Origin of the sequence: Sporosarcina psychrophila, from assembly GCF_001590685.1 — a bacterium.
Lineage (GTDB): Bacteria > Bacillota > Bacilli > Bacillales_A > Planococcaceae > Sporosarcina > Sporosarcina psychrophila.
The window spans coordinates 1,464,957-1,490,306 of record NZ_CP014616.1 but is presented as its reverse complement, the minus strand read 5'-3'; the positions used below and the strand labels follow the sequence as shown (position 1 = coordinate 1,490,306).

The 25,350-nt window shown below is 40.0% G+C and carries 24 protein-coding genes and 1 riboswitch; of the genes, 10 read left to right on the top strand and 14 right to left on the bottom strand.

Annotated features, from left to right (window positions below):
* Nucleotides 1-76: 76 nt before the first annotated feature.
* The 5 genes from prpB to AZE41_RS07200 all read right to left on the bottom strand — a co-directional run bounded on the left by prpB (nucleotide 77) and on the right by AZE41_RS07200 (nucleotide 6,881).
* Nucleotides 77-985, bottom strand: a complete 909-nt coding sequence (gene prpB, locus AZE41_RS07225) for a methylisocitrate lyase (RefSeq protein WP_067207398.1) — start codon at nucleotides 983-985, stop codon at nucleotides 77-79.
* An 18-nt stretch (nucleotides 986-1,003) separates the two neighbouring features.
* Nucleotides 1,004-2,440 carry a bifunctional 2-methylcitrate dehydratase/aconitate hydratase gene (locus AZE41_RS07220; protein WP_067207396.1) on the bottom strand — a complete coding sequence of 479 codons (1,437 nt, stop codon included), beginning with the start codon at nucleotides 2,438-2,440 and terminating at the stop codon, nucleotides 1,004-1,006.
* A gap of 82 nt (nucleotides 2,441-2,522) precedes the next feature.
* A complete protein-coding gene (gene mmgD / locus AZE41_RS07215) occupies nucleotides 2,523-3,653 on the bottom strand; it encodes a citrate synthase (protein WP_067207393.1) in 1,131 nt (376 codons plus the stop codon).
* A gap of 239 nt (nucleotides 3,654-3,892) precedes the next feature.
* Nucleotides 3,893-4,091, bottom strand: a riboswitch (cobalamin riboswitch).
* Nucleotides 4,092-5,134: 1,043 nt separating this feature from the next.
* A complete protein-coding gene (locus AZE41_RS07205; RefSeq protein WP_067207388.1) occupies nucleotides 5,135-6,397 on the bottom strand; it encodes a hypothetical protein in 1,263 nt (420 codons plus the stop codon).
* A gap of 109 nt (nucleotides 6,398-6,506) precedes the next feature.
* Nucleotides 6,507-6,881 (bottom strand): nucleotide excision repair endonuclease, encoded by a 375-nt coding sequence (locus AZE41_RS07200; RefSeq protein WP_067207386.1) that lies wholly within the window; start codon nucleotides 6,879-6,881, stop codon nucleotides 6,507-6,509.
* 409 nt (nucleotides 6,882-7,290) lie between these two features.
* Between AZE41_RS07200 and AZE41_RS07195 the strand changes: the two genes are divergently transcribed.
* Complete coding sequence (locus tag AZE41_RS07195) at nucleotides 7,291-8,151, top strand: SAM hydrolase/SAM-dependent halogenase family protein (protein ID WP_067207381.1); 861 nt, start codon at nucleotides 7,291-7,293, stop codon at nucleotides 8,149-8,151.
* A 63-nt stretch (nucleotides 8,152-8,214) separates the two neighbouring features.
* Here AZE41_RS07195 and AZE41_RS07190 read toward each other — a convergent pair whose 3' ends face one another.
* The gene (locus AZE41_RS07190) at nucleotides 8,215-8,646 is read right to left on the bottom strand and encodes a YkvA family protein (RefSeq protein WP_231885788.1); all 432 of its coding nucleotides are present in this window, start codon (nucleotides 8,644-8,646) and stop codon (nucleotides 8,215-8,217) included.
* Between the two features lie 312 nt (nucleotides 8,647-8,958).
* Between AZE41_RS07190 and AZE41_RS07185 the strand changes: the two genes are divergently transcribed.
* Nucleotides 8,959-9,570: a DUF3298 and DUF4163 domain-containing protein gene (locus tag AZE41_RS07185; protein ID WP_067207378.1), complete on the top strand. Its 612-nt coding sequence runs from the start codon at nucleotides 8,959-8,961 to the stop codon at nucleotides 9,568-9,570.
* 74 nt (nucleotides 9,571-9,644) lie between these two features.
* On the opposite strand, the gene AZE41_RS07180 is transcribed toward AZE41_RS07185, so the two are convergent.
* Nucleotides 9,645-10,208, bottom strand: coding sequence for a hypothetical protein (locus tag AZE41_RS07180; RefSeq protein ID WP_067207375.1), 564 nt, complete (start codon nucleotides 10,206-10,208; stop codon nucleotides 9,645-9,647).
* A gap of 1,101 nt (nucleotides 10,209-11,309) precedes the next feature.
* On the opposite strand from AZE41_RS07180, the gene AZE41_RS07175 reads away from it, so the two are divergent.
* Both AZE41_RS07175 and AZE41_RS07170 read left to right on the top strand, forming a co-directional pair.
* Nucleotides 11,310-12,017 carry a metallophosphoesterase family protein gene (locus AZE41_RS07175; protein WP_067207372.1) on the top strand — a complete coding sequence of 236 codons (708 nt, stop codon included), beginning with the start codon at nucleotides 11,310-11,312 and terminating at the stop codon, nucleotides 12,015-12,017.
* A gap of 36 nt (nucleotides 12,018-12,053) precedes the next feature.
* Entirely contained in the window at nucleotides 12,054-12,479 is a 426-nt protein-coding gene (locus tag AZE41_RS07170) for a protein-tyrosine phosphatase family protein (RefSeq protein ID WP_067207369.1), read from the top strand.
* Nucleotides 12,480-12,552: 73 nt separating this feature from the next.
* Here AZE41_RS07170 and AZE41_RS07165 read toward each other — a convergent pair whose 3' ends face one another.
* From AZE41_RS07165 to AZE41_RS07140, 6 genes are all read right to left on the bottom strand, one after another.
* Nucleotides 12,553-14,154, bottom strand: coding sequence for a BCCT family transporter (locus tag AZE41_RS07165; protein WP_067207366.1), 1,602 nt, complete (start codon nucleotides 14,152-14,154; stop codon nucleotides 12,553-12,555).
* Between the two features lie 150 nt (nucleotides 14,155-14,304).
* Nucleotides 14,305-15,489 (bottom strand): MFS transporter, encoded by a 1,185-nt coding sequence (locus AZE41_RS07160; RefSeq protein ID WP_335339521.1) that lies wholly within the window; start codon nucleotides 15,487-15,489, stop codon nucleotides 14,305-14,307.
* Entirely contained in the window at nucleotides 15,482-15,892 is a 411-nt protein-coding gene (locus AZE41_RS07155) for a MarR family winged helix-turn-helix transcriptional regulator (protein ID WP_067207359.1), read from the bottom strand. The genes AZE41_RS07160 and AZE41_RS07155 overlap by 8 nt, the downstream gene beginning before the upstream one ends.
* Before the next feature lie 118 nt (nucleotides 15,893-16,010).
* Nucleotides 16,011-17,186 (bottom strand): MFS transporter, encoded by a 1,176-nt coding sequence (locus tag AZE41_RS07150; RefSeq protein WP_067207357.1) that lies wholly within the window; start codon nucleotides 17,184-17,186, stop codon nucleotides 16,011-16,013.
* 97 nt (nucleotides 17,187-17,283) lie between these two features.
* The gene (locus AZE41_RS07145; protein WP_067207354.1) at nucleotides 17,284-17,754 is read right to left on the bottom strand and encodes a DinB family protein; all 471 of its coding nucleotides are present in this window, start codon (nucleotides 17,752-17,754) and stop codon (nucleotides 17,284-17,286) included.
* A gap of 9 nt (nucleotides 17,755-17,763) precedes the next feature.
* Nucleotides 17,764-18,984 carry an MFS transporter gene (locus AZE41_RS07140; RefSeq protein ID WP_067207351.1) on the bottom strand — a complete coding sequence of 407 codons (1,221 nt, stop codon included), beginning with the start codon at nucleotides 18,982-18,984 and terminating at the stop codon, nucleotides 17,764-17,766.
* Nucleotides 18,985-19,148: 164 nt separating this feature from the next.
* On the opposite strand from AZE41_RS07140, the gene AZE41_RS07135 reads away from it, so the two are divergent.
* From AZE41_RS07135 to AZE41_RS07115, 5 genes are all read left to right on the top strand, one after another.
* Nucleotides 19,149-19,718, top strand: coding sequence for a nitroreductase family protein (locus AZE41_RS07135; protein WP_067207350.1), 570 nt, complete (start codon nucleotides 19,149-19,151; stop codon nucleotides 19,716-19,718).
* A 118-nt stretch (nucleotides 19,719-19,836) separates the two neighbouring features.
* The gene (locus AZE41_RS07130; RefSeq protein ID WP_067207347.1) at nucleotides 19,837-20,169 is read left to right on the top strand and encodes a winged helix-turn-helix transcriptional regulator; all 333 of its coding nucleotides are present in this window, start codon (nucleotides 19,837-19,839) and stop codon (nucleotides 20,167-20,169) included.
* Between the two features lie 17 nt (nucleotides 20,170-20,186).
* The gene (locus AZE41_RS07125) at nucleotides 20,187-21,104 is read left to right on the top strand and encodes a DsbA family protein (protein WP_067207343.1); all 918 of its coding nucleotides are present in this window, start codon (nucleotides 20,187-20,189) and stop codon (nucleotides 21,102-21,104) included.
* 123 nt (nucleotides 21,105-21,227) lie between these two features.
* Nucleotides 21,228-22,142, top strand: a complete 915-nt coding sequence (locus tag AZE41_RS07120; protein WP_067207340.1) for a ketopantoate reductase family protein — start codon at nucleotides 21,228-21,230, stop codon at nucleotides 22,140-22,142.
* Between the two features lie 196 nt (nucleotides 22,143-22,338).
* Entirely contained in the window at nucleotides 22,339-22,713 is a 375-nt protein-coding gene (locus tag AZE41_RS07115) for a hypothetical protein (RefSeq protein ID WP_067207337.1), read from the top strand.
* Between the two features lie 224 nt (nucleotides 22,714-22,937).
* Here the strand turns inward: AZE41_RS07115 and AZE41_RS07110 are convergent, their stop codons facing one another.
* On the bottom strand, nucleotides 22,938-23,525 hold the full coding sequence (locus AZE41_RS07110) for a YitT family protein (protein ID WP_067207335.1): 588 nt from the start codon (nucleotides 23,523-23,525) through the stop codon (nucleotides 22,938-22,940).
* Nucleotides 23,526-23,736: 211 nt separating this feature from the next.
* Here AZE41_RS07110 and AZE41_RS07105 point away from each other — a divergent pair, with 211 nt between their 5' ends.
* A complete protein-coding gene (locus tag AZE41_RS07105; RefSeq protein ID WP_067207332.1) occupies nucleotides 23,737-25,332 on the top strand; it encodes a catalase in 1,596 nt (531 codons plus the stop codon).
* The last annotated feature ends 18 nt before the right edge of the window (nucleotides 25,333-25,350 follow it).

Sequence of the window (25,350 nt, the reverse complement as noted above, 5' to 3'; positions counted from 1 at the left end):
TGAAAAGGCGATGATCCATTCTCCAGCAGGTCTTACCTCCATGCCTTAAAGAACGAATCATCGCCGCTATTCAGTATTACTGCTCTTTTGTTAATACGGTCTTCGCTATTGACTCGTCCAATGCTTCAAATTCATCATAAGAAATAGTAACGTATAATTCACTTCTCGTTTGCATATCAGAAAGTGCTTGTTCTTGTGAGCCCTCATTGATGATTTTCTCAAAAACACGTTCATAGGCTTTGGCAGCAACTCTTAATGATGTGACTGGGTAAATTACCATTTGGAAACCCATTTCAGCAAATTCATCGGCGCTATAATAGGGTGTTTTTCCAAACTCAGTCATGTTTGCAAGCAAAGGAACCGAAATCTCTTTGGCAAACAGTCTGAATTCCTCTTCTGATTGAAGAGCTTCCGGGAAAATAGCATCCGCACCCGCTTCCACATATGCCTTCGCTCTATCAATCGCTTGCTCTAAACCTTCCACTGCGCGCGCATCTGTTCTCGCAACAATAAGAAGTGTTGGTGCAACCTGTTTCAACACTACTATTTTCTGCACCATTTCTTCAGTAGAAACCAAGTTCTTTCCATTCAAATGGCCACATTTCTTAGGTAACTGTTGGTCCTCTAATTGTACTGCTGCGACATTCGCTTCTACCATTTCACGGGCTGTCCTTGCTACATTCAATACACCACCAAAACCTGTATCTATATCAACAAGCAGCGGTAAATCGGTAGCACGCACTATATCCCTTGCTCGCTCCGCAACTTCAGTTGACGTCACAATCCCTAAGTCTGGTAAACCACGACTAGCCGTATAGGCGGCCCCCGATAAATAGAGTGCAGAAAATCCGGCATCTCGTGCAATAAGCCCTGCCATCGCATCATGCGCACCAGGGATTTGAACGATTCCTGATGCATGCATGATTGAATGGAATTTCTTAGCTAATGTCTCTTGTGATGATTGTTGATCAACAATCCACGCCATTGTCATTTCCCTCCTCTCTTAAAGCAAAAATAAGTCGACAAATTCTTTGACGTTCATCTGTTCTAACTTACTTTGGCTTTCGCACGCCACTTCTATTTCTGTTCGCTTCTTTTCAGGGTAATGAGTCATCAATGTAGCCGAAAATTTCTCGCGTATTTGAGGAATAGCTTCCTCTCTTCTAAAGCGATGACCAAGCGGATACTCACTTACAACTTTCTCTGTTGTGGAACCGTCTTTAAATGTAACTTGAACAGCATTGGCGATCGAGCGCTTGCTCGGATCGAGATAATCTTTACTATACTGCTCGTCCTCTACGACAATCATTTTATTTCTTAATTGATCGATTCGTGAGTCATTTGCCACGTCATCTTCATAATGATCTGCAACAACATCGCCATATAGTAAACCAAGTGCCGTAATGTATTGGATGCAATGGTCACGGTCAGCGGGGTTGTTAAGCGGACCTACTTTATCGATAATCCGAATAGCAGATTCATGTGTCGTGATTGTAATTTTTTCAATATCATCAAGTCGCTCCTTTATCTCCTGATGCAGGATAATGGCACATTCCGCCGCTGTTTGCGCATGGAACTCGGCTGGATACGATACTTTAAACAGTATATTCTCCATCACATAAGAGTCTAAAGGACGTGCCAGTGTTAATTCCTTTTGATTGTATAAAACATCTTGGAATCCCCACTCCGGAGCGGATAGCGCTGTCGGGTAACCCATTTCGCCTGTCATTGCCATCATCGCCAGTCGTACACCCCTACTCGTTGCATCTCCTGCTGCCCACGATTTTCGTGAACCGGTATTAGGTGCATGACGATACGTTCTAAGGCTTGCGCCATCAATCCAGGCATTTGTCAACGCATTATTTATTTCTGTACGTCCCCCGCCAAGCATTTTGGTGACGACCGCAGTTGTAGCAATTTTGACGAAATGAACATGGTCAAGTCCAACACGGTTCAAACTATTATCTAATGCCAGTACGCCTTGAATTTCATGTGCTTTAATCATCATTTCCAATACATCACGTACAACAAGTGGTTTTTTTCCTTCCGAGAGACGTAAACGGCTTAGATAATCCGCTGTAGCTAAAATGCCACCTAAATTATCGGACGGATGACCCCATTCAGCAGCTAACCATGTGTCATTATAATCGAGCCATCGTATCATGCAGCCAATATTAAATGCGCCTTGGACCGGGTCCAGTACATACGATGTACCAGGTACACGACTGCCATTTGGAACAATAGTACCCGGTACTACAGGTCCTAGTAATTTCGTACACTCCGGATAGCTTAATGCCAATATTCCACACCCGATTGTATCTATTAACACATTATGTGCTGTCTTATATGCTTCCTCGCTTGTAATTTCTTTATTTAAAACATAGTCCGTAATTTCCTCTATCAGTGTATCCATTGTCATTTGTTCTTTCAATTTCAACATCTAACTCTTCCTTTCCGCTTTCAATTTGTTTAGAATAGTACTAAGTGATGCCTAGTGTATCGCTGTTGTCGTGAACGGCCAGTTACAACTCCCCAGTTGAATGAATGCTGTGTCGTTCGCCTATATAATGAACCCTTGGACGGTATAAACGATTATTTTCATGTTGTTCAATAACATGCGCACACAATCCTACTGTTCTCGAACCAAAAAAGATTGGTGTGTATAATGGGATTGGAATGCCCAGCATCCAATATACCGGTGCCGCGTAATAATCTAGATTTGGATAAAGTCCTTTCTCTCTCTCCATTATGGTTTCTCCCGCCTCACACATTCGGTAAAGGAGATCGTCACCCTTTAGCGCACATAACTCCTTTAAAGCATCCTTCATTACCAAGGCCCTTGGATCCATCTTTTTCATATAGACTCGATGACCAAACCCCATAATTTTCTCTTTATCACGTAAACGCTTTTCTAATAACAATTCAAATGCGTCAACAGAACCAGCCTCTAAAAGCATATTCATGACTGCTTCATTCGCTCCTCCATGTAAATAGCCCTTTAAAGAAGCAACCGCTCCAGTCAATGCACCATATAAATCCGAAAACGTCGAGGCAATTACCCTTGCGGTGAAGGTGGAATTTGGCATTTCGTGCTCGCTATAAAGTAGTAGCGACTGGTCAAAAATAGATTCTTCCAACTCTGTCGGTTTCCTCCCCGTAATCATATAAAGGAAATTAGCACTGTATGACAATTCTTTCAACGGAAGGATTTGTTCCTCTTCCTGTAAAATGTGAAAGCTGTTCGCAATTATTTCCGGAATTTTGCCAAGTAACTCGTAAGCTCTTTTTTTATTGATAGCTAGAGTGTGCTGATCAATTTCCTTATCATAGCCTGCTAAAGCAGATATCCCAGTTCGCAATGCGTCCATTGGATGTGTCTCTTTAGGCAATGCTTGCAAAATCTTTGTGACACCTTCTGGCACACCATGCTCTTTTTTCAATTTATCTGCCACACCTGCTTTTTCAGTATCAGACGGCAAGGTATTTTCCATTAGCAAGTGGACAATATCAAGATACCCTTTTGTTTTTGAAAGCTCGATTAAATCGTATCCTTTGATAATAATCTGACCCAATTCCGTATCGAGCAGCGAAATGGATGTTTCAGTGGCAATCACGCCTTCAAGTCCTGGTAAAAATGTAAGTGTATTCGTCATACTATTTTCCCCCAATCTGAATGGTTATGACTCTGAGATTTGTAAACGCTTTCACTTCACCAAAAATTATCCTATTGTATCTGTTCGCAGCGCTTCCCCTTATTTCTGACCATAAAAAAAACAACTTCATAAGAGAAGTTGTTAAAGAGCGCCAGAATCCCAACTAAAAGAAAGCTGCCTGCTAAAAATAGGCATAGCTCATCCGCGCGTCCTTAACACCCCCTATCCTCGTAGGTCAACATGTGTTATAAAAAGAGGCAGGTCTCCTGGCTAATGATCATTGCTATTCGTACCTTCCCACTTTTTTATAAAAAGCAGTGGTTTAAACGAAATCGCTCCCATTTACAGTTGCGGGACAGCGTCGGATTCTCACCGAACTTCCCTTTTAAGCAGACCAATACATCAGTATTAATCCGCACCTATTTTTACACATATTCAATTATCGAAATATCCCCTTGACTATAACACAAACTTTTAAATATTCCAATTCTTTATTCATATCTAATTTCTATTGTTTCAGAGAGGCATTAAGTATACCGACTTCAAGAATGCGTAAACAATAATTGGATACTCTTTTCATTTTTCATCACTTATCATTACTATTACATAAATGGGAAACGTGTATTCAATCCCCATTTACATACTATATATGTTGAATTAAAGAATCCCATTGAATCTTCCGTGGCGCTCAATAAGGAGAGCGTTTTAATTCGGAGTCCACTGAAAAAGTACGATTTCCTTCAATCCCGTTGATTTCCGTTCCGAGCGGACGCTTTCCGCGGGCACGGCTTCAGCCAATCGAACAGCAAAGGGTTCTATTTGCCGTATTTCTGCGTTCTTTGCAGAAATTAAGGCATTCTTGCCCCGTGCTCCCAACGCTAGCGCTTTTGCTCGCAAAAGCCGTTCTGCGTAACGGCTCTTCCTGCGGGGTCTTCAGCTCGCGCTGTTCCCGCTGGAGTCACCGCTCTTCACTACAATCAACTAGTTCTTACTATAAAAAAGAACTTTTTCAGTTTCCTCTTAATTTGGGGTGTGGATTGTAGAGCGCTTGGCGCTTTGGCGACCCCTTTGCCGCGCGTGCACTAGGGTGTTCATTATCGAGAGAAATGTAATTTCGAGATGTATATGCTGAGATTATAAGGTGATTACTAGTTGATACTACTTATATTCAAGAAAGACGTGCTCCAACTTGCAAATTGCATCACAGATAATGAAAAGCTCTTTCTCACATAGACCATCTAGCGAAGGCGCGTCTTCGTGGTAGCCGGAGCGATAAGACTAAGGAGGGATGCAGTTCAATCCCTCCCATGTGGTCTTCTTTCTGGCTTATCGCGGGAGGCATCCACAAAGCGTCGAAGCGGTATTAGTGGGAATCCTAAACCATTCCAAGTACTAAGGCTTTTTCAGTGACCTCCCAAAAGCCCTTGTAAAGCGCATACGCCATATTCATTTGTTCAACATATAGAATTAATTAACTGAACCTATATATCTCCTAAATCGACAATTTCCCCTGTCACCGCATCAACACATTCCGCCGCATCCAACAAGCCGCAAAGAATATACTTACCTGCGAACTCGTCATATACATAAGTCGGATCAAGCGTAATATAGGGTATCATTTTCTCAAATGCTTCTTCAGGTGTTACGACCGCGTTTGCGGCAGGGAGAAAGGCTTCAAAAATCTCAAACATCGAGCCGTTATCAAGATAATTTAGCACCTTCATCGTTTCCGGATTCATGAAAACAACTACTTTTCGATTAAAAATCATTGGGTTTTCTTCATTTATTTCACAATTCGCTTCGATAAAGTTCTCTTGACAACGAAGTTGGGACAACTTCCACTTCCCTGATTCATCAGGATATTCAGCCCGTAGGACATCCCGAACAACTTTTTTACTACGTTCAATTTGATCAGCCGACAACGTCAGTTTTTTACCTGCGTCGACGTTACCGAATGCTTCTTCTACGTTTGCTTCGGAAACAATTGTGATTTCTTCACGATCAATATTTTGTTCTAACGGTTTATTCCATTCGATTACTTCATCAATTTTAACTTCTGAACGCTCATGTTCCATAAATGGGATGATTCGGGCCCCGTCAACCGTTACGTACACTTCTTCCATTGCATAGACGGGAACAAAACGTTTTTCAGTTTCAGATGGAAACTTTATAAGTTGAAGCTGTTTTTTGACGATTGGTTCAATTTCTTCAAGTGTTAACGTGAATTTTGACTGCTCAACGAGATTTTGCGAAGGCATCGTTCCGTACGAATGATAAGAAGTCAGCTTGCCAACATCATCAAATTCAACTTCAAGTATACAGCTCGGAGAAAAATAGATACCATCGATGTCTGATGTAAATTGAAACCCATTTGCATTCGCTTGCGTTAGTTTGAAATCCTGTTCGTACACCAATCCAGTTTCCTTTTCAAGCCATGCAGCGACTTCATCAGCGGCTTTATCCGGAAAGTGCGTTTTTGTAGAAAATGATTCGCCTTGTACGAATGACACATTACTAAAGCGTTGCTTTTGAATTGCATATTCAACAATCGCTGTTCCCTCGGGATTATAACCTTCTTCGATTGGCTCGTTTAACTCTTTAGGAAACCACTCCATAGTAAACGTATAGTAAGCATCCCCCATAGTATCTCGTTCTTTATAAATCGAATGTCTTTCCATTCGGTAAGCATCCAAACCAAACTTTTCTTGCGCTTCATCGACAATCTTTTGTAGTCTCTTGTCCATGTTCCCACCCTTTTCCTATGTATTATTGAAATAAAGAACTTCATTCGTGTTGTTCAACATAAATGGTCAAAAATAAAAGCTGATTGCACATGGCAGTCAGCTCTGTTGTTCACTCAAAAAATACTTTATCAAGATTATATTTCGCACGTTGTGTATTAATGATATACGTTTCATAAATTTCGCGTTCCATCGGGTCTTCGACAACGATAATCGCAATTTCATGCACTTCGTTACGATGATTTTTGATTGGAGAGACCGTGTCTTCAAAATGCTTTTTAACACGTTGGCGCAGTTTACGTGCTTTCCCAGCAAACAGCAATTCATCTTTGTTATTATAAAACAAAATGATGCCGCCTTTATCACGTGGAATTTCATGTAAATCAATAAATCCATAAATTGGTTTTATCGGCGCAACATCGGCACCCATTTCTTGTTTACGTTGTACAATTGTTACATCCGGATTTGGTATAGTAATTGTGATCAATTAAACGTCACGTCCTCTTCTGTTATGAACTTAAATTCTAACATAAAACAGCCCAAAAAGCGAAGAATGGTGTCATTCAAATCAATTCAAAACAACTATATTTCCCTTACTAATTGCTCTGATTGTTCATTTTCTTTAAAATCGGACAACATTTCGGAAATAACAGGAAGATACTAGTCACACTACACTATTGATTCGTAGTAGTGACAGGCATTTTTATAGAACCTTATCATGTAGCATTGTTGACTTTTGATTCATAATCGTGTAAATTATTCAATAATACATACGAGCATTGAAGAGAAAAGTAAAGTGATGAATTCCGTCCTTTTCAATCGGTTAACGATTGATTTGAGCGGGATTTTTTTGTTTCTCACTTTCATAAACTATAGGGATGAGGAGTGGATTTGTAATGACAACAGGTTTATTGGTTTTTCAATCCGATTTCGGCAAAAGTGATGGTGCAGTGAGTGCGATGCATGGCGTAGCAAACTCCGTTCAACGCGGAATCCCAATTTTTGAAATCACACATCAAATTCCTCAATACAATATTTGGGAAGCTTCCTATCGGTTATTACAGTCGATCGGTTATTGGCCAAGTGAAACGGTCTTCGTATCAATTGTCGACCCAGGAGTTGGATCGAACCGTCGTGCGATCGTTGCGAAGACTGCGGATAATCACTATATTATTACGCCGGATAACGGGACATTAACGCATGTGTTGCAATTCATCAAAATAACGGAGATCCGGGAAATCGATGAATCAAAAAACCGGCTTCCGAATTCAGGTGAATCGCATACCTTCCATGGACGCGATATATTCGCTTACACGGGTGCGCGGCTTGCTGCTGGAATTATCCAATTTGAAGAAATTGGTGCATCAGTTAATCCATCAACTATTATTGCACTACCATTGAAATTGTCCACCATTGTGGATGAAACAATTACAGGAATAGTAGATATTATCGACCGTCCCTTCGGCAATCTCTGGACCAATATAAGCCGAGAACAATTCAAGGAAATCGTAGAACAGTATGGCGATTCAATAGAAGTTTCTATAACGACAGATGGCCGTACAATCTACAACAACATCATGACGTTCGGCCGATCGTTTGCAGACTTGCATATTGGTGAGCCACTCGTTTATGTGAACTCCCTCGACAATATCGGCATTGCTATCAATCAAGGATCTTTTGCAGATGCCTATCGTATTGGTACCGGAACAAACTGGGAAATTATTATTCGTAAGGCCCCAAGAATTGTGTATGAATAACAGCAGAAATTCAAACAAAAAGAGCTAACTCGGAATTTTTCATTTCCTTGTTAGCTCTTTCCATTATAATAATCGTTTGTCTATTTCTTCATCATTGAATTTAAAACCAAGTAGTGTATTCATTTTCACTTTTGCTTTATTTTTTATATCTTCATCAATATAAGAAATCACTTTAAATACGGCTGCGGCTATGACCCCGGCATCATCCACCAGTCCGACTACTGGTATGAAATCTGGAATGAGATCGATCGGGAAAATCAGATAGCTGAGTGCACCGACAATAATCATCTTTGTCGATTTGGGAACCTCAGGACTTTTTGCAACGTAGAAAAGAAGCAAGCTATAATAGACTGTTGTCTTCCCCGCCAGTTTCCCGTATTTCATCATTTTTCCCCAAAACTTTTCGTCTGAATAATGGTTTTCTGTTTCCGGCATACTGGACTCCGGATCAAAGTTCTTCAATTTATTTTCGTACTCTTTTTGTTTTTTCATCATATTGAAACCTCCTCAATCGCTGCTCATTACATTAATTCTACACGTAACGACGCTATGTGTCATTCTATAGCTCCAGGATCCCACCCGTAGTTTCTATATAAGTTGGATATATGAATAAACAGCGAAGGCGACTTTCAAGGGACCTTCTATCGCCACAGCGGATTCAATAAACTTCATTATTTCAATATATGTATGGTACGACTTCCGAATTAAAAAAGGCTTTGTTTTATTCTTACAAGCCATTATTTCGACTTTCCTAACTCAATTGAACATATGATGTACTACTCTATTGAGAAGGGAAGGACGTATCCAGTGGATTTACCAGTATCAATTGCAACAAAAAGACTGCCCCACGCCTCAAAGGATGTTAAAGTATATTACCCTGTTGTTACCCAATTACCAAATCCCAATGCGCAAAGTACTATTAACCATGCCATCATAACCACTCTGAACAAAATACTAGTCGAACAAAGTTTTTACGAGAAAGACCTCGTGGAATTACTTGCCAACTTCGAGTTAAAGAACAATCAACGCGGTATCCTTAGTTTGAATCTCATCGTCTATTCGTTTACAGGCGGTGCACACGGGATGACTATCGTTAAATCACTGACCTTTGATACAAAAACCGGTAAACAATACGAGTTGAAGGATTTATTCAAAAAGGGTAGCAACTACGAGAAAAAACTGTCGGATATCATAAATCAGCGGATCAAAGACTGGAATATTGAGTTGCTTGAACCATTCAAAGGAATCCGTAGTGACCAGGATTTCTATATCGCTGACACTTCTCTCGTTATTTATTTCCAGCTTTATGAAATCACGCCATACTATTGGGGCTTCCCCTACTTCCCGATTCCAATTCTAGATCTAGCCGATATAATAAAACCCGATGGTCCACTTGACCGGATGATGGCATTCACTTAATAAATCCATAAGAAAACCAAAAATAAAGCCAATTGCCGAAACTTTGATTCTGTTTCGGCAATTGGTTTTATTTCTTATTTATTTCTCTTAACCCGGTACCACCCAAAAATCGCAATCAATCCAGCTATAAAAACAACTCCACCACCAATTAAGACGGTTGATTTCCCATTATCAACAGATTTCACATCTTGTGTTGGAACTTGGCCTTGGCCTAAAATAGCAATATCTTCAGCAGCATTTCCAAGCTCTGTCGTTGGATCGCAAATTATACTCGTAAGCGATTCATCCCCGTACATATCAGATAGCCTAGCATATACCAAATATTCTTCGCCAACGACAAATGCTATGCCGCAATCTCCATCACTACTCCCTGTCGCAATAGCAACTTCCGTTTCATTAATTCCCTTCCATGTTTCTTTCACATTAAATAGGACCGTTTTCCCACGCCTGCCTAACAGCCCGTTATTGTCCTTTATTCCGATAACTTCTCCGCTGAAAACTGCTTGCGAACGTGAATATCCTTTATCTACTGAAGGCTTCATTACACATGAGCAAGCAGCCACAGGTACAGGTTTCAAAAAAAGTGTAAGTAGTAGGACTAAACATAGTAACGGAAACAAACCAAATTTCTTTTTCATAAAAACCCTCCTCGTATTCTTATTAGTCCGTTTTGCTGGTGGCAAAGTTACAACTTATCTAATCAGGTCAAAAACCAACCCCAATACATTCCACCCCCGATACCCCTCTCATATATTAGCTATAGAGTTTTACTTTTTAATCAAATCAAATAGAAAATCATTTTTTGTTCCCCTTCATTAACCGAGAAATAAGTATTTACTCATTGTTCTCGGATGAATAAACTCTAGAACTAATGATATATATGATAATTATTACTATTTATAGAAACTACAAAATATTTCCCCGGAAATAAAGTTCTTCATCAAACCATTCAGCCAAAATCACTAAATACATAAAAACATTTACTTTAAAATAAAGTTAATCTTCAATCAGAGGGGGGCTCTTCATCCCCCACTGATTGTTAGTATAACCATTCGGGCTTTTACGGGCAGTTGAACCCCCACTTATTCTTCTCGTGTCCTTAAATACTTGAAGTGGGGGTCTTACTGCCCGTTAATGCGGGATAAAATCAGAACACAAGAATCTTTATTATTAATAATGTCGCATTTACATTACCGTATAATCAATTTAAGTATGCATATGCGTTGAGTAACCCAAGATATCCAATAATGACTAATTAATTTTATGATTAAACCACAGATGCCTTATGTACATATGCTTTTAAATCGCTTTGGTTCGACCGACTACTGCACCGTTATAGGGAATTCTTGTTGCGTAGGGTAGTCGACCGTCCGTCGCTCCTAAAAGTGACAGTTACACTAAGCTCTAAACCATTTGGGAAGGAGTGAATAACCACTTTCCTCTCCATAAAGGAGCAATTTTGTCTGCCCCTTCTTTATAGCATTTCCTTTTCTGATGTAAGCCAGTTACACTTTCTATATAGCGTCACACTGTTACTAAAGCGGTGGAGCGGACGGAAGTTTCCAAATCATTTCCAGCTACAATTAACCCGTGGTAAAGGTGTTGCTATTATTTCGGCCAAAAAGAGCCGGAAATGTACAAGTCTACTGTAGACTCTTGTTCCTTATGTAAGAATATGGTTAATCAACAAAATTGATAGATTTGAGTAATATAAAGCATTTCCGAAAGGATGAAGAAGAATGAAGCGTACACTTGTAATGAGTGATATTCATGGCGAATTAGAAATGTTTGAACGTTTATTATCCGATGTGGAGTACGATTCTAATCACGATCAACTCATTCTGTTAGGTGATTATGTAGACCGTGGGCCAAACTCGAGAAAGGTACTTGATAAGGTTATCGAGCTGAAATCAGAAGGAGCCCTTGTCCTAAAAGGAAATCATGAAGACTTGATGATCAAAGCCTTGACGACAAACGAGGAACGAGCTTGGAAACATTGGATCAATCGATGTGGCGGTAGCAAAACCTTAGAAAGTTACGGTCTCAACGAAAGTGAGTTTATGATGCAAGATGCAGAGGTATTTGTTAAACCTGTATTGAATTCCAAAATATTGGACAAACACCTTGAATTCATTCAAAATCTGGATCACATTATCGAACGTGACGATTATGTTTTCGTCCATGCAGGCGTTCACCCTACACAACCAATTGCTGAAACAGATCCCTATATATTGATGTGGATCCGCGAAGAGTTCCACACAGGTTATGATGGAGACAGGACAGTCGTCTTCGGTCATACGCCAACTAAAATTTTTCATGAGGATGCGGAAAATCATACTATTTACTTCGGAGATAACCGGATTATTGGTATCGATGGTGGAGCTGTCTACGGCGGGCAATTAAATTGCTTAGAATTACCGAAACGAAAAGTTCATTACGTTAAATGATATACTGTTTACAAATACATACTAAGGAGATCCTCCATGACAATCAAAAAGTATGAAGAACTAGTCTCAAATCGAATTTTCATAGGTGGCGTAGATGCAATTGATGATCTTCTTGCGAATGAAAAAATTGATATTATCTTTGATTTACGTGCAGAAGTAAAAGTTCCACTTTCAAATAATAAAAGTGTACATCAGCCTATTGTTGACGATACCCAGCAACAAGACGCGTCCATTCAAGCTGCTGTAAAAGAAATAACCGATGCATATAAGGCTGGGAAAAATGTGTATTTTCACTGTAATACTGGTCGGGGTAGAGCAGGAACCATTGCCACTGCTACATTATTGGAATTGGGACTAGCGGATTCCGTGGATGAAGCCGAACAGAAAGCGAAAGAAATCAAACCGGCTATTAATATTAAGCCCCAATTTAAAGATGCACTCAAAAGAATTTACGAGAAGTAATTAGATGATAAAAATCACAAAAAATGCCTGACCCTAAAATATGATAGGGCAGGCATTTTTGTGTTATTTTAATTCACTTCTTCTGCTGATTCCTTCTTTTGGATGAAGGCATAATTGATTTTTCCTTCTCAGCTTTCTTCTTCACTGCACGTTCGATCCTCTCAAAACTTCTTATGTCGGCCGGTCTGACCGTAATTGGTTCTTTCTTCAACAATTTGCCCATTCCGATTACAAGTAAAAGGAGAAGAACCGTGAAAGGCAATGCAGCAATAAGTGAAGCAGATTGCAATGCATCCAACCCGCCGGCATATAACAGCACTGCCGCTATCGCTGACATTAGGATTCCCCAAACCATTTTCACAATCAAGGGTGGCATCAAACTCCCCTTCGTTGTCATACTCGCCAGGATGTACGTTGCCGAATCCGCAGATGTCACCAAGAATGTAAAAATCAATAAGATTGCCAAAGCGGACATGAGTCCAGTGAATGGCATATGTCTAAACGTCTCGAAAATTGCAGAAGTGACATCAGCGTTAACAGCTTCCGCTATCTTTGTACCGTTGTTCAAATCACTATAAAGTGCTGTCCCGCCCAATGTTGCAATCCACATGCATGCAAACACCGGCGGAATGACCATTACCCCGATGATGAATTCTCGAATCGTTCTACCTTTGGATACACGTGCAACGAACGCCCCAACAAAAGGCGACCATGCGATTGTCCACGCCCAATAGAATATCGTCCAATCCCGGACCCATGTCCCACCTTGATAAGGCTGTAAACGCAAACTGTATTGAATGAAATTCGTTATGTAATCACCGATTGCCAGTGTAAAGGTTTCAAGGATGAATACCTTTGGACCCACGATGAAAAAGAACACAAGCATCGCTATTGCCATTCCTAAGTTAAAGTTCCCTAAATAACGGATTCCTTTATTCAACCCTGAAGCTGCCGACAGCATGTAGCAAATAAAAACGATAATTATAATAATTAACTGTATGCTGAATGTACTTTTAATGTTAAATACAGATTCCAGACCACCAGCCATCTGCAAAATACCGAGCCCAAGCGAAGTGGCAATCCCCATGACTGTAGCAATGACTGCAAAAGAATCAATACCTATCTTCAACTTTTTATTCGATCCTAGCAACGGCTCCAAAGCTGTGGAAATGAGACCATCTTTTTTCTTTCGAAATTGTAAAAACCCGATAACCAAGCCAACAATACCGAAGATAGCCCATTGAGAAATACCCCAGTGGAAAAATGAGTAACCCATTGCAACCCGTGCCGCTTGTTCTGAATGCGGTTCTATGCCTCCAATCGGTGAAATGAAATAGTGGCTCATCGGTTCCGCTACACCCCAAAAAACGAGCCCTACTCCGAAACCAGCCGAAAATAACATCCCAATCCATGTGAAAAACGGATAATCCGGCCGTTCTTCATCGCCGCCAATCCTGATTGCTCCATACTTACTGATCGCCAGACCAGCTAAAAATATCACTATGATGAAAACAACCAGCAAGTAGAACCAGCCAAAATTCACTGTTGTAAAGTCGTATAATTTATCTGCTACATTTCCAAACTTTTCCGGTAATACCGCCCCCGCAACTACAAGAAACAAGATAACTGTTGCTGAAATTGAGAATACCGGATTTCTCCAAAACTTCCTATCCAAAGAAAACCGACCCCTATTAAATTAGTTAATAACTATATACCCTAAACTACTTCCAATTAAATCGCAAATGAACACTTAAATTTTTTAAAAAGTAATAAGTGCCCTTCCCTTGTTTATCACGATTTGCAGCAAACAAAAAAACATGAATCCCTATGTTAAGGATTCATGTTTCTTTTTCCGATGGATAACCATATAAAGGATAAGGACAGCAAACGCAAGTGCACCCGACACCAAGTAAACGGATTCATATCCGAAATGGAGAGCAATTAGCCCAAGTACAAACGACCCTATCGCAAGGCCCGAATCAAAAAACGTGAAGAATGTAGCGGTCGCATATCCACTTCTCTCATGTTTTGTTGATTGTACTGCAAGTGTCTGGAAGCTCGGAACAAGTGCACCGTAACCAAATCCAACAAAAGCCCCCGCAATTAAAAAGGATATTGCAGAATCCATGTTTGCCAAAAGGACAAGACCGATGGCAAAAAATATAAACCCGGGTATTATTACATATTGGGGCCCCTTTTCATCGAAGAGCCTACCAGTAAACGGGCGAGTTAATAGCATAACTGCCGCAAACACGAGGAAGAAGGAACTCGCCAATGCTAGGAGTCCTTTTTCCTGTGCATAAATGGATAGGTACGATAAGACACTCGCATAAGACAATGCTATCAAACTTCCAAGGAATGCCACTGGCACTGCCCGTTTTTCAAACAGGTCGCCAAATGACAATTTGCTTTTCACATCATTTTTCACTGGAATAACGCCGGCTGGTGCAGATAGAGATGTTAACACGCCGACAATCATTAATATACTCAGCACGACAAACAATACATCGAATGAATAGGATTGAATGACAGCCAGCGCAATTAATGGACCGAGAACAACAGCTAAATTTGTCGACATCGAAAAATAGCCTAGGCCTGCTCCTCTTCGCGTGATCGGCACAATATCTGCCGCAATTGAAAGTGTCGCCGTCGTAATAATACTAAACCAGATCCCCTGTACAAAACGCAACACTAAAAGTCCCGCAAACGGTTGGATAAAATAATAAAGGACTGTACATATCAAATAGAGGGCAAGACCAATCCATAACATTTTTCGTTTTCCTGCAATATCTAAAATTTTCCCTGTAAACGGTCTGACAACAATTGCGGAAAGTAAAAATACTGTCATCAGTAATCCCGCCTCTTCATCTGTTCGGTTCAACACCCCGATTGCATAAAGCGGCAGAGTAGTTACAAGGCCATAAAATACGATAAATACAGATATATTAGTAAAAAACAAACTGACGAATGGTTTTGTCCAAATAGGTTCTTTTTTTTCCAAATTACTCACTTCTTTCATTGTCGAGCTTTTTCAATAATCCTCTTAGTATTACCTGTTCTTCATTTGACAAACCTTTTAAAAATTCATTTTCAAAATGAATAATCGAGGCCTCAATCATAGGAAACTTGGCTACAGCTTCTTCCGAAAGGCGGACTACCTTTTCCCTACGATCCTTCCCTACGTATGTCTTCAGCCATCCTAATTCCTCCAATCGACTCACAGTTCGTGTTATCGTTGGAGCTTCCACATTCAAATACTTCCATATATTTGTTAATATCATTTCCTCATGTTGATGAACACAGTAAAGCACTGTCCATTGTGATGCGAACAGATCATATTCTTTAAGCACTAGATTTAATTCTTTACTTAATAATCGTGTCTTTTGAAATACTTCATGGAATAATGGATTCATATCTTCAACTCCTTTATTTACTTAGGTAACTATTATATTATACTTCGGAATTCGAAACTTGTAAAGAAACAGAACTCAATAAAACAGGCAATCCCTCCTATGGGGATTGCCTGTTTTATCACATTGAGATGTTTCGTGGACCTTTCCATTTCATAGAGACAAATATTGTAATTACAAGAACGATTAGTCCCAAAATAAATGGATACAAAATATGCACGTCAAACAGAAGCCCAGCAAGAAGTGGTCCAAGGACGTTTCCAATGCTCATATATGCATTGTTCATTCCCATCGCAAATCCTTGCTCATTCCCCGCCAACTTAGATATGAGTGTCGTCAGTACAGGCCTCAGTATAGAAGTCGAGAGGAAAATAATCATCGTAACACCGAAAAACATAATATAACTCGGCACAAAGATGGACAGCAAAAATCCAAGTGCCGCAAGAGCAAGGAAAATGTTCAACACGACTGCTTCACCAAATTTGCGAACAATCCAATCAACAGCAAATAGTTGGATGATTACACTGATGATACCTGTTGAAGTTACTAATACAGCAATATCTTTCGGAGTGGCTCCGAACACATTATCTACAAAAAGGCCGAGAACTGATTCATATGCCATTAACCCAAAGCTCATGACAAGCGTGATAACTAAAGGGATAAAGTACGGTTTGTTAAATGACTGTGCAATTTCTTTTACCATTGGCTCAGGTTTTTCATTAGGCACTTCGATTTTCGTATCCATGCTTTCTTCCAACATGAATGCTGAAAAAGCAACGGCTGCGAGTCCTACTATCGCAGATATAAGCAGTGGCATTTTCAAACCAAAATCAGCTAAAAATCCTCCGATTCCAGGACCAATAACAATCCCAAGTGACATCGAAGCAGAAATGAAACTGTTACCTTTGGCACGCTGATCCATTGTTGTGATATCTGCCACGTAAGCAAAAATCGCTGGGATTAATAACGCTGCTCCAACGCCGCCAATAACACGGGATAGATATAACACACCTATCGAATCTGAAAAGTAAAAAACGAACATGGACAGGGCCAAACCGCTAAGTCCTGAAATAATCATTATTCTACGTCCATAGCGATCCGTCCATTTCCCTGCAATTGGTGACATTACAAGCTGTGCTCCCGCAAATATGGCAATCATCAAGCCCGCTGCCGTCCCACCTTGGCCAATTGACAAAAGATAGGCCGGTAATATAGGTATTATAATTCCGAAACTTCCTACTGCAATAAACATATTAATCATTAATATTAGCATTTTCTTTCTTTGGTCTTTGGACAATTTTTACAACCTACTTTCAAATTTAAGCCGACTCCATATTATAATATGGATTGAATGTAAAAGCCAACTCAAAAAACTATTTATTTTCACCATACAATTATTCAAATAGCTGAGCATTTAAGTCCAAACCATAACAATGAACAAGTATTGAATGCAATTGCCCTCTATGATGGTATAGGTGGACTGTTGTTTCTACTAGCCACTCATACCGGGAATAGGTCACCCCCCAATAAGAAGTTATTTCCATGTGCAACTCTTCTTCATTAAACTCCATAAATCTCTCTTGTAAAAAAGTATAATTACTCAATAATGCCTCTTTAATTTCCTCTTTTGAAATCAATGAAACTGTTGAATAAATTGTAGCCATTTCTTCTTGGTTTGCACCATCAGCAATATAAAAATCCGCTCTACATATTGTGGCAATATGCTCTAATAACTCACCAACGGAATGTTTTGCAGCTGTTGGTCTTTGTTGTAAGTCATGCTCTTCTAAGCAATCTACTAGTTCAACAAGGGAATCAATCGCAACCCTTATTTGATGCAACGCATATCTACAATAATTGTTCATTTTGTCCCCTTAATCCGCAGTTTCTGCTGTTAATTTTTGATCGCGCGGTAGCGCCAACCCTACAAGTCCAATAATAGGGAGGAATGAAACAATGATCATCGTAGGATGAATACCAATACTATCCATCATTATTCCGATGATAACCGAACCAATTGCTCCCATACCAAATGCCAGTCCAACAGTCAGCCCTGCCATCGTTCCAATTTTGCTTGGTACTAGCTCTTGTGCATAAACAACTGTCACCGAAAAGCTTAGCATAATGAAAAAACCAATTAACATCAGTAACACTGCCACAGCCCATAATGGAACATATGGAAGTATTAAGCATAACGGTATCGGCACTGCGAGCGAAAGTACAATGACATTTTTTCTTCCAAGCTTGTCTGCCATCGGTCCGCCAAAAAATGTGCCGACTGCCCCAAGTGCCAAAAACAGGAATATATAGAGTAATCCTTCTTTATCTGATACCTCATATTTATCCATCAAATGAAATATGAAAAAACTTGTAATATTCGTAACGTAAAATGAACGGGCGAAGATGATGACAAGAAGTAAACCAAGTGCTATCCCTATTTTCTTTTTCGTTAAGTTACCAATCGATGAGAGAAGGACTTTCTTACGATTGTTTAACTTCTCCTGTTCCAACTGCTTTTTATACCAGGCAGATATTTTCATCAATATAAAAATACCAAGTGCTGCAACAAGCAAAAATAACGCTGCTGATTTTTGACCATACGGAACTAATATGAACGCACCAATCAACGGTGCAAGTGCCTGTCCCGAGTTTCCACCCACTTGATAGATGGATTGGGAAAGTCCACGCTTCGATCCTGCAGCCATAAAAGAGACTCGTGATCCTTCAGGGTGAAAAACGGCGGAACCAAATCCAAGTAACATGACGGAAACGATTAATAACCAGTAGGTTGGAGCAAAAGCGAGCCCCCCTATTCCAATTAGCGAAAACATCATTCCGAATGGAAGCGCATAAGGTTTTGGCTTCCGGTCACTTATATACCCGATGACCGGTTGTAAGACTGATGCCACCATATTCAAAGCAAAAAAAATGAATCCAAGTTGGGTAAAGCTAAACCCCCTCTCTTTTACAAGAACAGGAAACATTGCTGGAATCACAGCTTGAAGCGTATCGTTTAACAAATGGCAAGCACCAATTGCAAACATAATTGGATAAACAGGATTTCCTAATGCAGATGATTCTTTTACTGTGGTCATTTGATTCTCACACTCTTTCCCTGACAGTAGTAACTTAATAGACCAAGTATATCGCATTTTCCGAACACTTGAATGTTTAATATAGCGAAAACAATGTTTTTATCTACTCATGTCGATATACTTATTAAGTAGCTATTTAGTATGGATAGAAAGAGGCGATCTTTTTGAATATACACGACGCGATTAAGACACGGAGAACTATTCCGCTAGTCAGTGATCAAGCTGTACCAGCAAATCTTATTGAACAAATTATTGAGGCGGGAACTTATGCGCCGAATCATCATAAAACCGAACCTTGGCGTTTCTATGTACTTCAAGGCGATGGCAGAATGAAATTAGGTAAAGTGCTTCGTGAGATAACGATTTCTCAACAGGAAGATCCTCTTTCGGAAAGTAGTATCGTAAAAATTGAACGAAGTGAACGGAATCCGCTGCGTGCACCTGTCATCATCGCGGTCGGAGTGGAGCCAAGTGAAAAAGAAAATGTTATTTTGAAAGAAGAGTATGCCACTGTCAGTACCAGTGTCCAAAATATGCTATTAACCGCACATGCACTCGGTCTTGGTGCAATCTGGCGAACAGGTGCAATCTGTTACCATCCAAAAGTAAGTGATTTTTTCGGACTATCTACTAAAGGTGAGATTGTTGCATTTATCTACCTAGGATATCCTGAAATTGAACCGAAACCGTTTAAAAGGACCGATTTTAAAGAGTTCACAACTTGGATTAATTAACTAAAACACGCTCATCAAATTTACTTTGATGAGCGTGTTTTAGTTAATATAATTTTTATACTTGATATACTTAGTATACCTGCATATAATAAAGTTATCGAAAGAAGAGGTGATACTTATGAAGGTTTGTCCTTATTTGGAATCGTGCTTTGAAATATTAGGCAGGCGTTGGAATGGTCTCATCGTCCATTACTTATCGAATTGCCCAAACTTTACGGCACACTTTTCTGATATGAAACGTGATTTGAATGATATTACCCCACGGTCCTTATCATTAAAGCTAACTGAACTCGCCAATTATGGCTTGGTTGTGAAAGTAGTAACAGAAGGCACCCCCGTCACCATTTCATATCATCTATCCGACAAAGGACAGCAGTTAGCAATTGCCCTCCAACCTGTCCATAAGTGGGCACAAGAAAATATCGATTTGGAACTGACAATTACAAAATAAAGAAATGAGGAATTAGAATGAAAAACAATATGATATGCGATTTAGAAACCGGCGTATGCGGACCTGGTGGAGAAACAAAAATGCAATTCATCGATCTCTCTACACCTAAAAAGAAGGTCGACTTATATTACGTAACGGATCCAATTTGTTCCCATTGTTGGGCACTGGAACCCGTTCTCCGAAAATTTGAGGCGCAATATGGCCAATACGTCAACATGCATACATTGATGGGTGGATTATTGGAAAACTGGAACGGCTTTGCAGACACTGCAAATGGCATCAATGGTCCTGCCGATGTCGCCGAGCATTGGAGAGAAGTCGGTGAGCATTCTCGTATGCCGATTGACGGGACTCTTTGGCATGATAATCCGATCGAATCTTCCTTCATTCCTTCTCGTGTATTTAAAGTGATTCATAAGCAAAGTCCCGAAATCGCCAATATATTTTTACGCCGCGCACGCGAAGCCCTCTTCGCTTTCAATCAAAACATTGCGCAAGATGACATATTAATCGATCTTGTCAATAAAGTTGGCCTTAGTGGAGTAGAAATCGTCAAACAATCGAAACTGCCGGAAGCTGAAACGTCATTGCAAGAAGACTTTCAACTCGTTCGTCAACTAGGCGTCCGTGGATTCCCAACTATCGTCATGTTGAATGAAGAGAAAAAAGGCGTCAAGATTGTCGGTGCACGAGCACTTGAACAATACACGGAGGCACTTCAACAAATGCTGCCCGGGGAAATTTTGCAACCAAAACAACAATCAAGTTTGCAATCACTTATCCAACAAGAAAAACTGTTGTTCTCACGTGAAATCGAAGAATTTTATGCAATTAAAGAACAAGATGTTAAAGCATTCGTAAGTGATCAATTGGTCAATACCGATTATAAAACGAAGGAAGTTCTTGGCGAAAAATATATTTCGATCATCGGTTAATGTATACGATGGCATATCCTGTCCGGCATGCCATCGTTTTTCATTACACGTCATTCAATGATTCTAATAACCCAGACTACTGTAGAATAGAATTTATCATACAGATATAAGGAGGATTATGATATGAACATATTAATCGTCGGAGCAGGAGCAATTGGCGGATACTTTGGAGGTAGGCTCTTGGAAAAAGGAGAGAACGTTACTTTCCTTGTACGAGCAAAGCGCAAAGAAATGCTTGAAAAATCTGGCTTAAAAATTGAAAGTGTCAACGGGAATGCTAAGCTCGCCCCGCGAATGATTACATCAAAGGATATTGGGGATAAATTCGATTTGATCCTCATTTCTACAAAGTCCTATCACCTTACCCAAGCAATCAATGATATACGTCCATTTGTAAAAGAGGACACGATTATTCTCCCCCTCTTGAATGGCGTCGGGCATCTCGAACAACTAATCAAAGCTTTCGGAGAAGATGCCGTCATCGGTGGTCTTTGCTTCATCGAAACGACACTTGACGAACATGGAACCATATTACAAAAAAGTCCGATCCATCAGCTTATTTACGGCGAAAGATCTGGGGAGATCACACCTCGTATGGAAAAACTGAAAGCTGCTTTTGAAGGGGCCAACGCTTCATGTGTGCTAAGTGAGCAAATCAATCAGGAAATGTGGCATAAATATTTGTTCATCACTGCACTATCCGGTATTACATCACTGATGGAGTCACCCATAGGACCAATTATGGAGTTGGAAACCGGGCGGAATACTGTTGCTTCACTGTTGGAAGAACTCGGCGCAATTATGAAGAAAATCAATGCACCGATACATGATACTATCACGCAAGAACTGTATACCAAAATTAGTGATATGCCATACCTTATGAAATCCTCGATGCAGCGAGATATAGAAAAATCCCTTCCGCTAGAATCCGATCATCTGCATGGTTTATTATTGCAACACGCGAATACACATGACGTCCCAACCCCGATACTGGAAACGATTTATACGAAGTTAAAGATTTACGAAAAAGAAAAATGACAGAAACAAGACCGGGTGAATGGAAACCCGGTCTTGTTTTGTATGTCCCCTTTCGTTATTCAACTCTAAACTGTGGTCAAATCATTCACATACATATCGATTATTTCTGGATTGCTTTGAAAAACATATCCGCCGGACTTATTTTCCACCGACAATTTGGCAACACTTTAATATACACATACAAGGGCGGAAGGGATTGAATACTTTCATGTTTGCTTTGAATGGAGATACTTTACTTTATTATTTTCCTCTCCTATTAGTTTTAGTTACGTTTGAATTGTCGCTATCAGTTTATAAATCCAGTGATTCACAATGGACTACCAAGCTCGCGGCCGGAAATTTCTTTGTTAATCTTCTATGGATTGCTCTCCTTTTATCTATTGTATTTAATCCTAATTTGTTCACTCCTGAATTTGTACCGTATATGGTGGAAATCTACGACAGTACTGCTGAGAAAATCACTTTAATAATAAACTTAAGTAAGACTGCCATCGTATTAGCGGTCATTGTGACAAATTCAATTGATGTTCACAATGCGTTCAATAATATCGGAGTTAAAGAAGAAACGTAACAGAAGTATATTAATAAAAAGTGATACGGAGTTTGAAATGGATTCTTATTACAACACGTGCTTAAGATTGAAACCCCAGTCCTACTACTGAGAACAATTTACACAAAACCGAAGACTTTCTAAAGGAATGCTGACAGAAACAAGACCGAGTGAAATGTACACTTGGTCTTGTTTCTGTCTTCTCTTTAATCACAATGAAGAATACGTATTTTCATTGCCCTTTTCTATGCATTTGCGGATTTTAATACAATCAGACTTGTTGTAATACCAACCATAATCACTGTCGTAAACGACAAGACTAGATGAACAGAAGGTATTAATAAGCTTCCCATTGTGACAATCAATATATCAATGCAAAAGATCATAACACCTGGATTAATGGACAGTTTCCTTGCAATCATTTGTGCTAGTAAATCGGTTCCCCCAATACTAATATCAAGGCGAAGCATGATACCCACCCCAACACCGATAAATATCCCTCCACATATTGCACTTATTAGAGGACTAGTTACCAATTCCCTTCCGATCATATTCAATGGATATAATAAATCCATGATTAGGGATGAAAGCAACATGCCATGGATTCCGTTGTAAAAAAAAGAACGGTAATACTTCCAAGCAAGCATAAAGATTGGGATGCTTACGATAAGAAATGTAAGCCCCACTTTGACACCCATCGCATAATGGATAATTAGACTGATACCAATCGCACCACCATCCAACAACCCAAATGGAACAAGAAATAAATTTACACCGATCGCGACTAATAAACTTCCGATAAATAGCGTTAGCGCCTTTTGTAAAATGTACACAGGACCCCACCTATTTCAAATACTTTATAGATGTATATGCCTGTCTCAAGCATTTCTTCACTCAGTTACGACAATTCGTTATAGTAAAAAACGTAAACAGGAATTAAATCCTTCTTAATTGAGCAGAGTGTGGATGAGATCCCTGTTCAAAACGTATTGTCCTACGATTTACTATGCACACGTTTCATCATATTAAAGAGGAGGTTATCAATTGTCAGACGATCTATTCAATAACAAATTGAATGAAGAACAAGAAGATACATTGACGAATAGACAGGGACATCCTGTTACAAACAACCAGAATCTAAGAACAGTCGGCAATCGAGGTCCTGCTGTTTTAGAAAACTATGATTTTCTAGAAAAAATCAGCCACTTCGACAGAGAACGTATTCCTGAACGTGTTGTCCATGCACGTGGTGCAGGCGCGCATGGCTATTTCGAAGCCTATGGAACAGCTGGTGACGAACCCGTTTCCAAGTATACACGCGCAAAACTTTTTCAGGTAAAAGGCAAACAGACGCCTGTATTCGTCCGCTTTTCATCCGTTATTCATGGTGGACACTCGCCTGAAACACTTCGTGACCCTCGTGGATTTGCTGTGAAATTTTATACAGAGGACGGTAACTGGGATCTCGTTGGAAATAATTTAAAAATATTCTTTATCCGTGATGCAATCAAGTTCCCCGATATGATTCATGCTTTTAAACCAGATCCGATTACGAATATTCAAGACGGCGAACGCTTTTTCGACTTTTGCGCCAGCTCTCCCGAATCGTTCCATATGGTGACATTTGTTTATTCGCCCTGGGGCATCCCTGCCAATTACCGCATGATGCAAGGCTCCGGTGTCAATACGTATAAATGGGTGAACCAAGAAGGCGTTGCAGTACTTGTCAAGTATCATTGGGAACCGAAACAAGGTATTAAAAACTTAACCCAACAACAAGCAAGTGAAATCCAAGGGACAAGTTTTAATCATGCGACACAAGATTTACATGACGCGATCAAAGAAGGTGATTATCCTGAATGGGAGTTGCTTGTCCAAATTATGAGTGACGACGAACATCCAGAACTCGATTTCGACCCGCTCGATGATACGAAATTATGGCCTGAAGATCTGTTCCCATGGTTACCTGTCGGAAAGATGACCTTAAACAAAAACCCTGAAGATTACTTCACTGAAGTTGAACAAGTAGCATTCGGTACAGGTGTGCTTGTCGATGGTCTTGATTTCTCTGATGATAAAATGCTTCAAGGACGGACTTTCTCCTATTCCGATACGCAGCGTCATCGCGTTGGCGCCAACTATTTACAGCTACCCATCAATTCCCCCAAAAAACGGGTAGCAACGAATCAGAGTGGCGGACAGATGCAATATAAACTTGACAGAGCTCCGGGTCAGAATCCTCATATTAACTACGAGCCATCGATCTTAGGCGGTTTAAAAGAGGCTGAACAAGACGGAATAGAATACACTCCTTATATTGAAGGTAAACTTGTGCGAGAGTCCATTGACCGACAAAGCAATACAAAACAAGCCGGAGACACGTATCGCAATTTTGAAGAATGGGAACGAGCAGATTTAATTTCAAACTTGGTGTCAGACCTTTCAAATTGTGACCCACGTATTCAAGTTATAATGATAGCTCTTGCGGATGAGGCGGATGAAGAATACGGACGTCGTTTACGAGAAGGCTTGGCACAAGCCTCAACAAAAGGATCGAGTCAGAAGCCCCTCGGAAATAGAGATGGCGATAAAGCCCCTGATGAAGCAGTGGCGAAAGGTCATGACGCCGATCCATATTAATAAAACAGCTCACTCAAT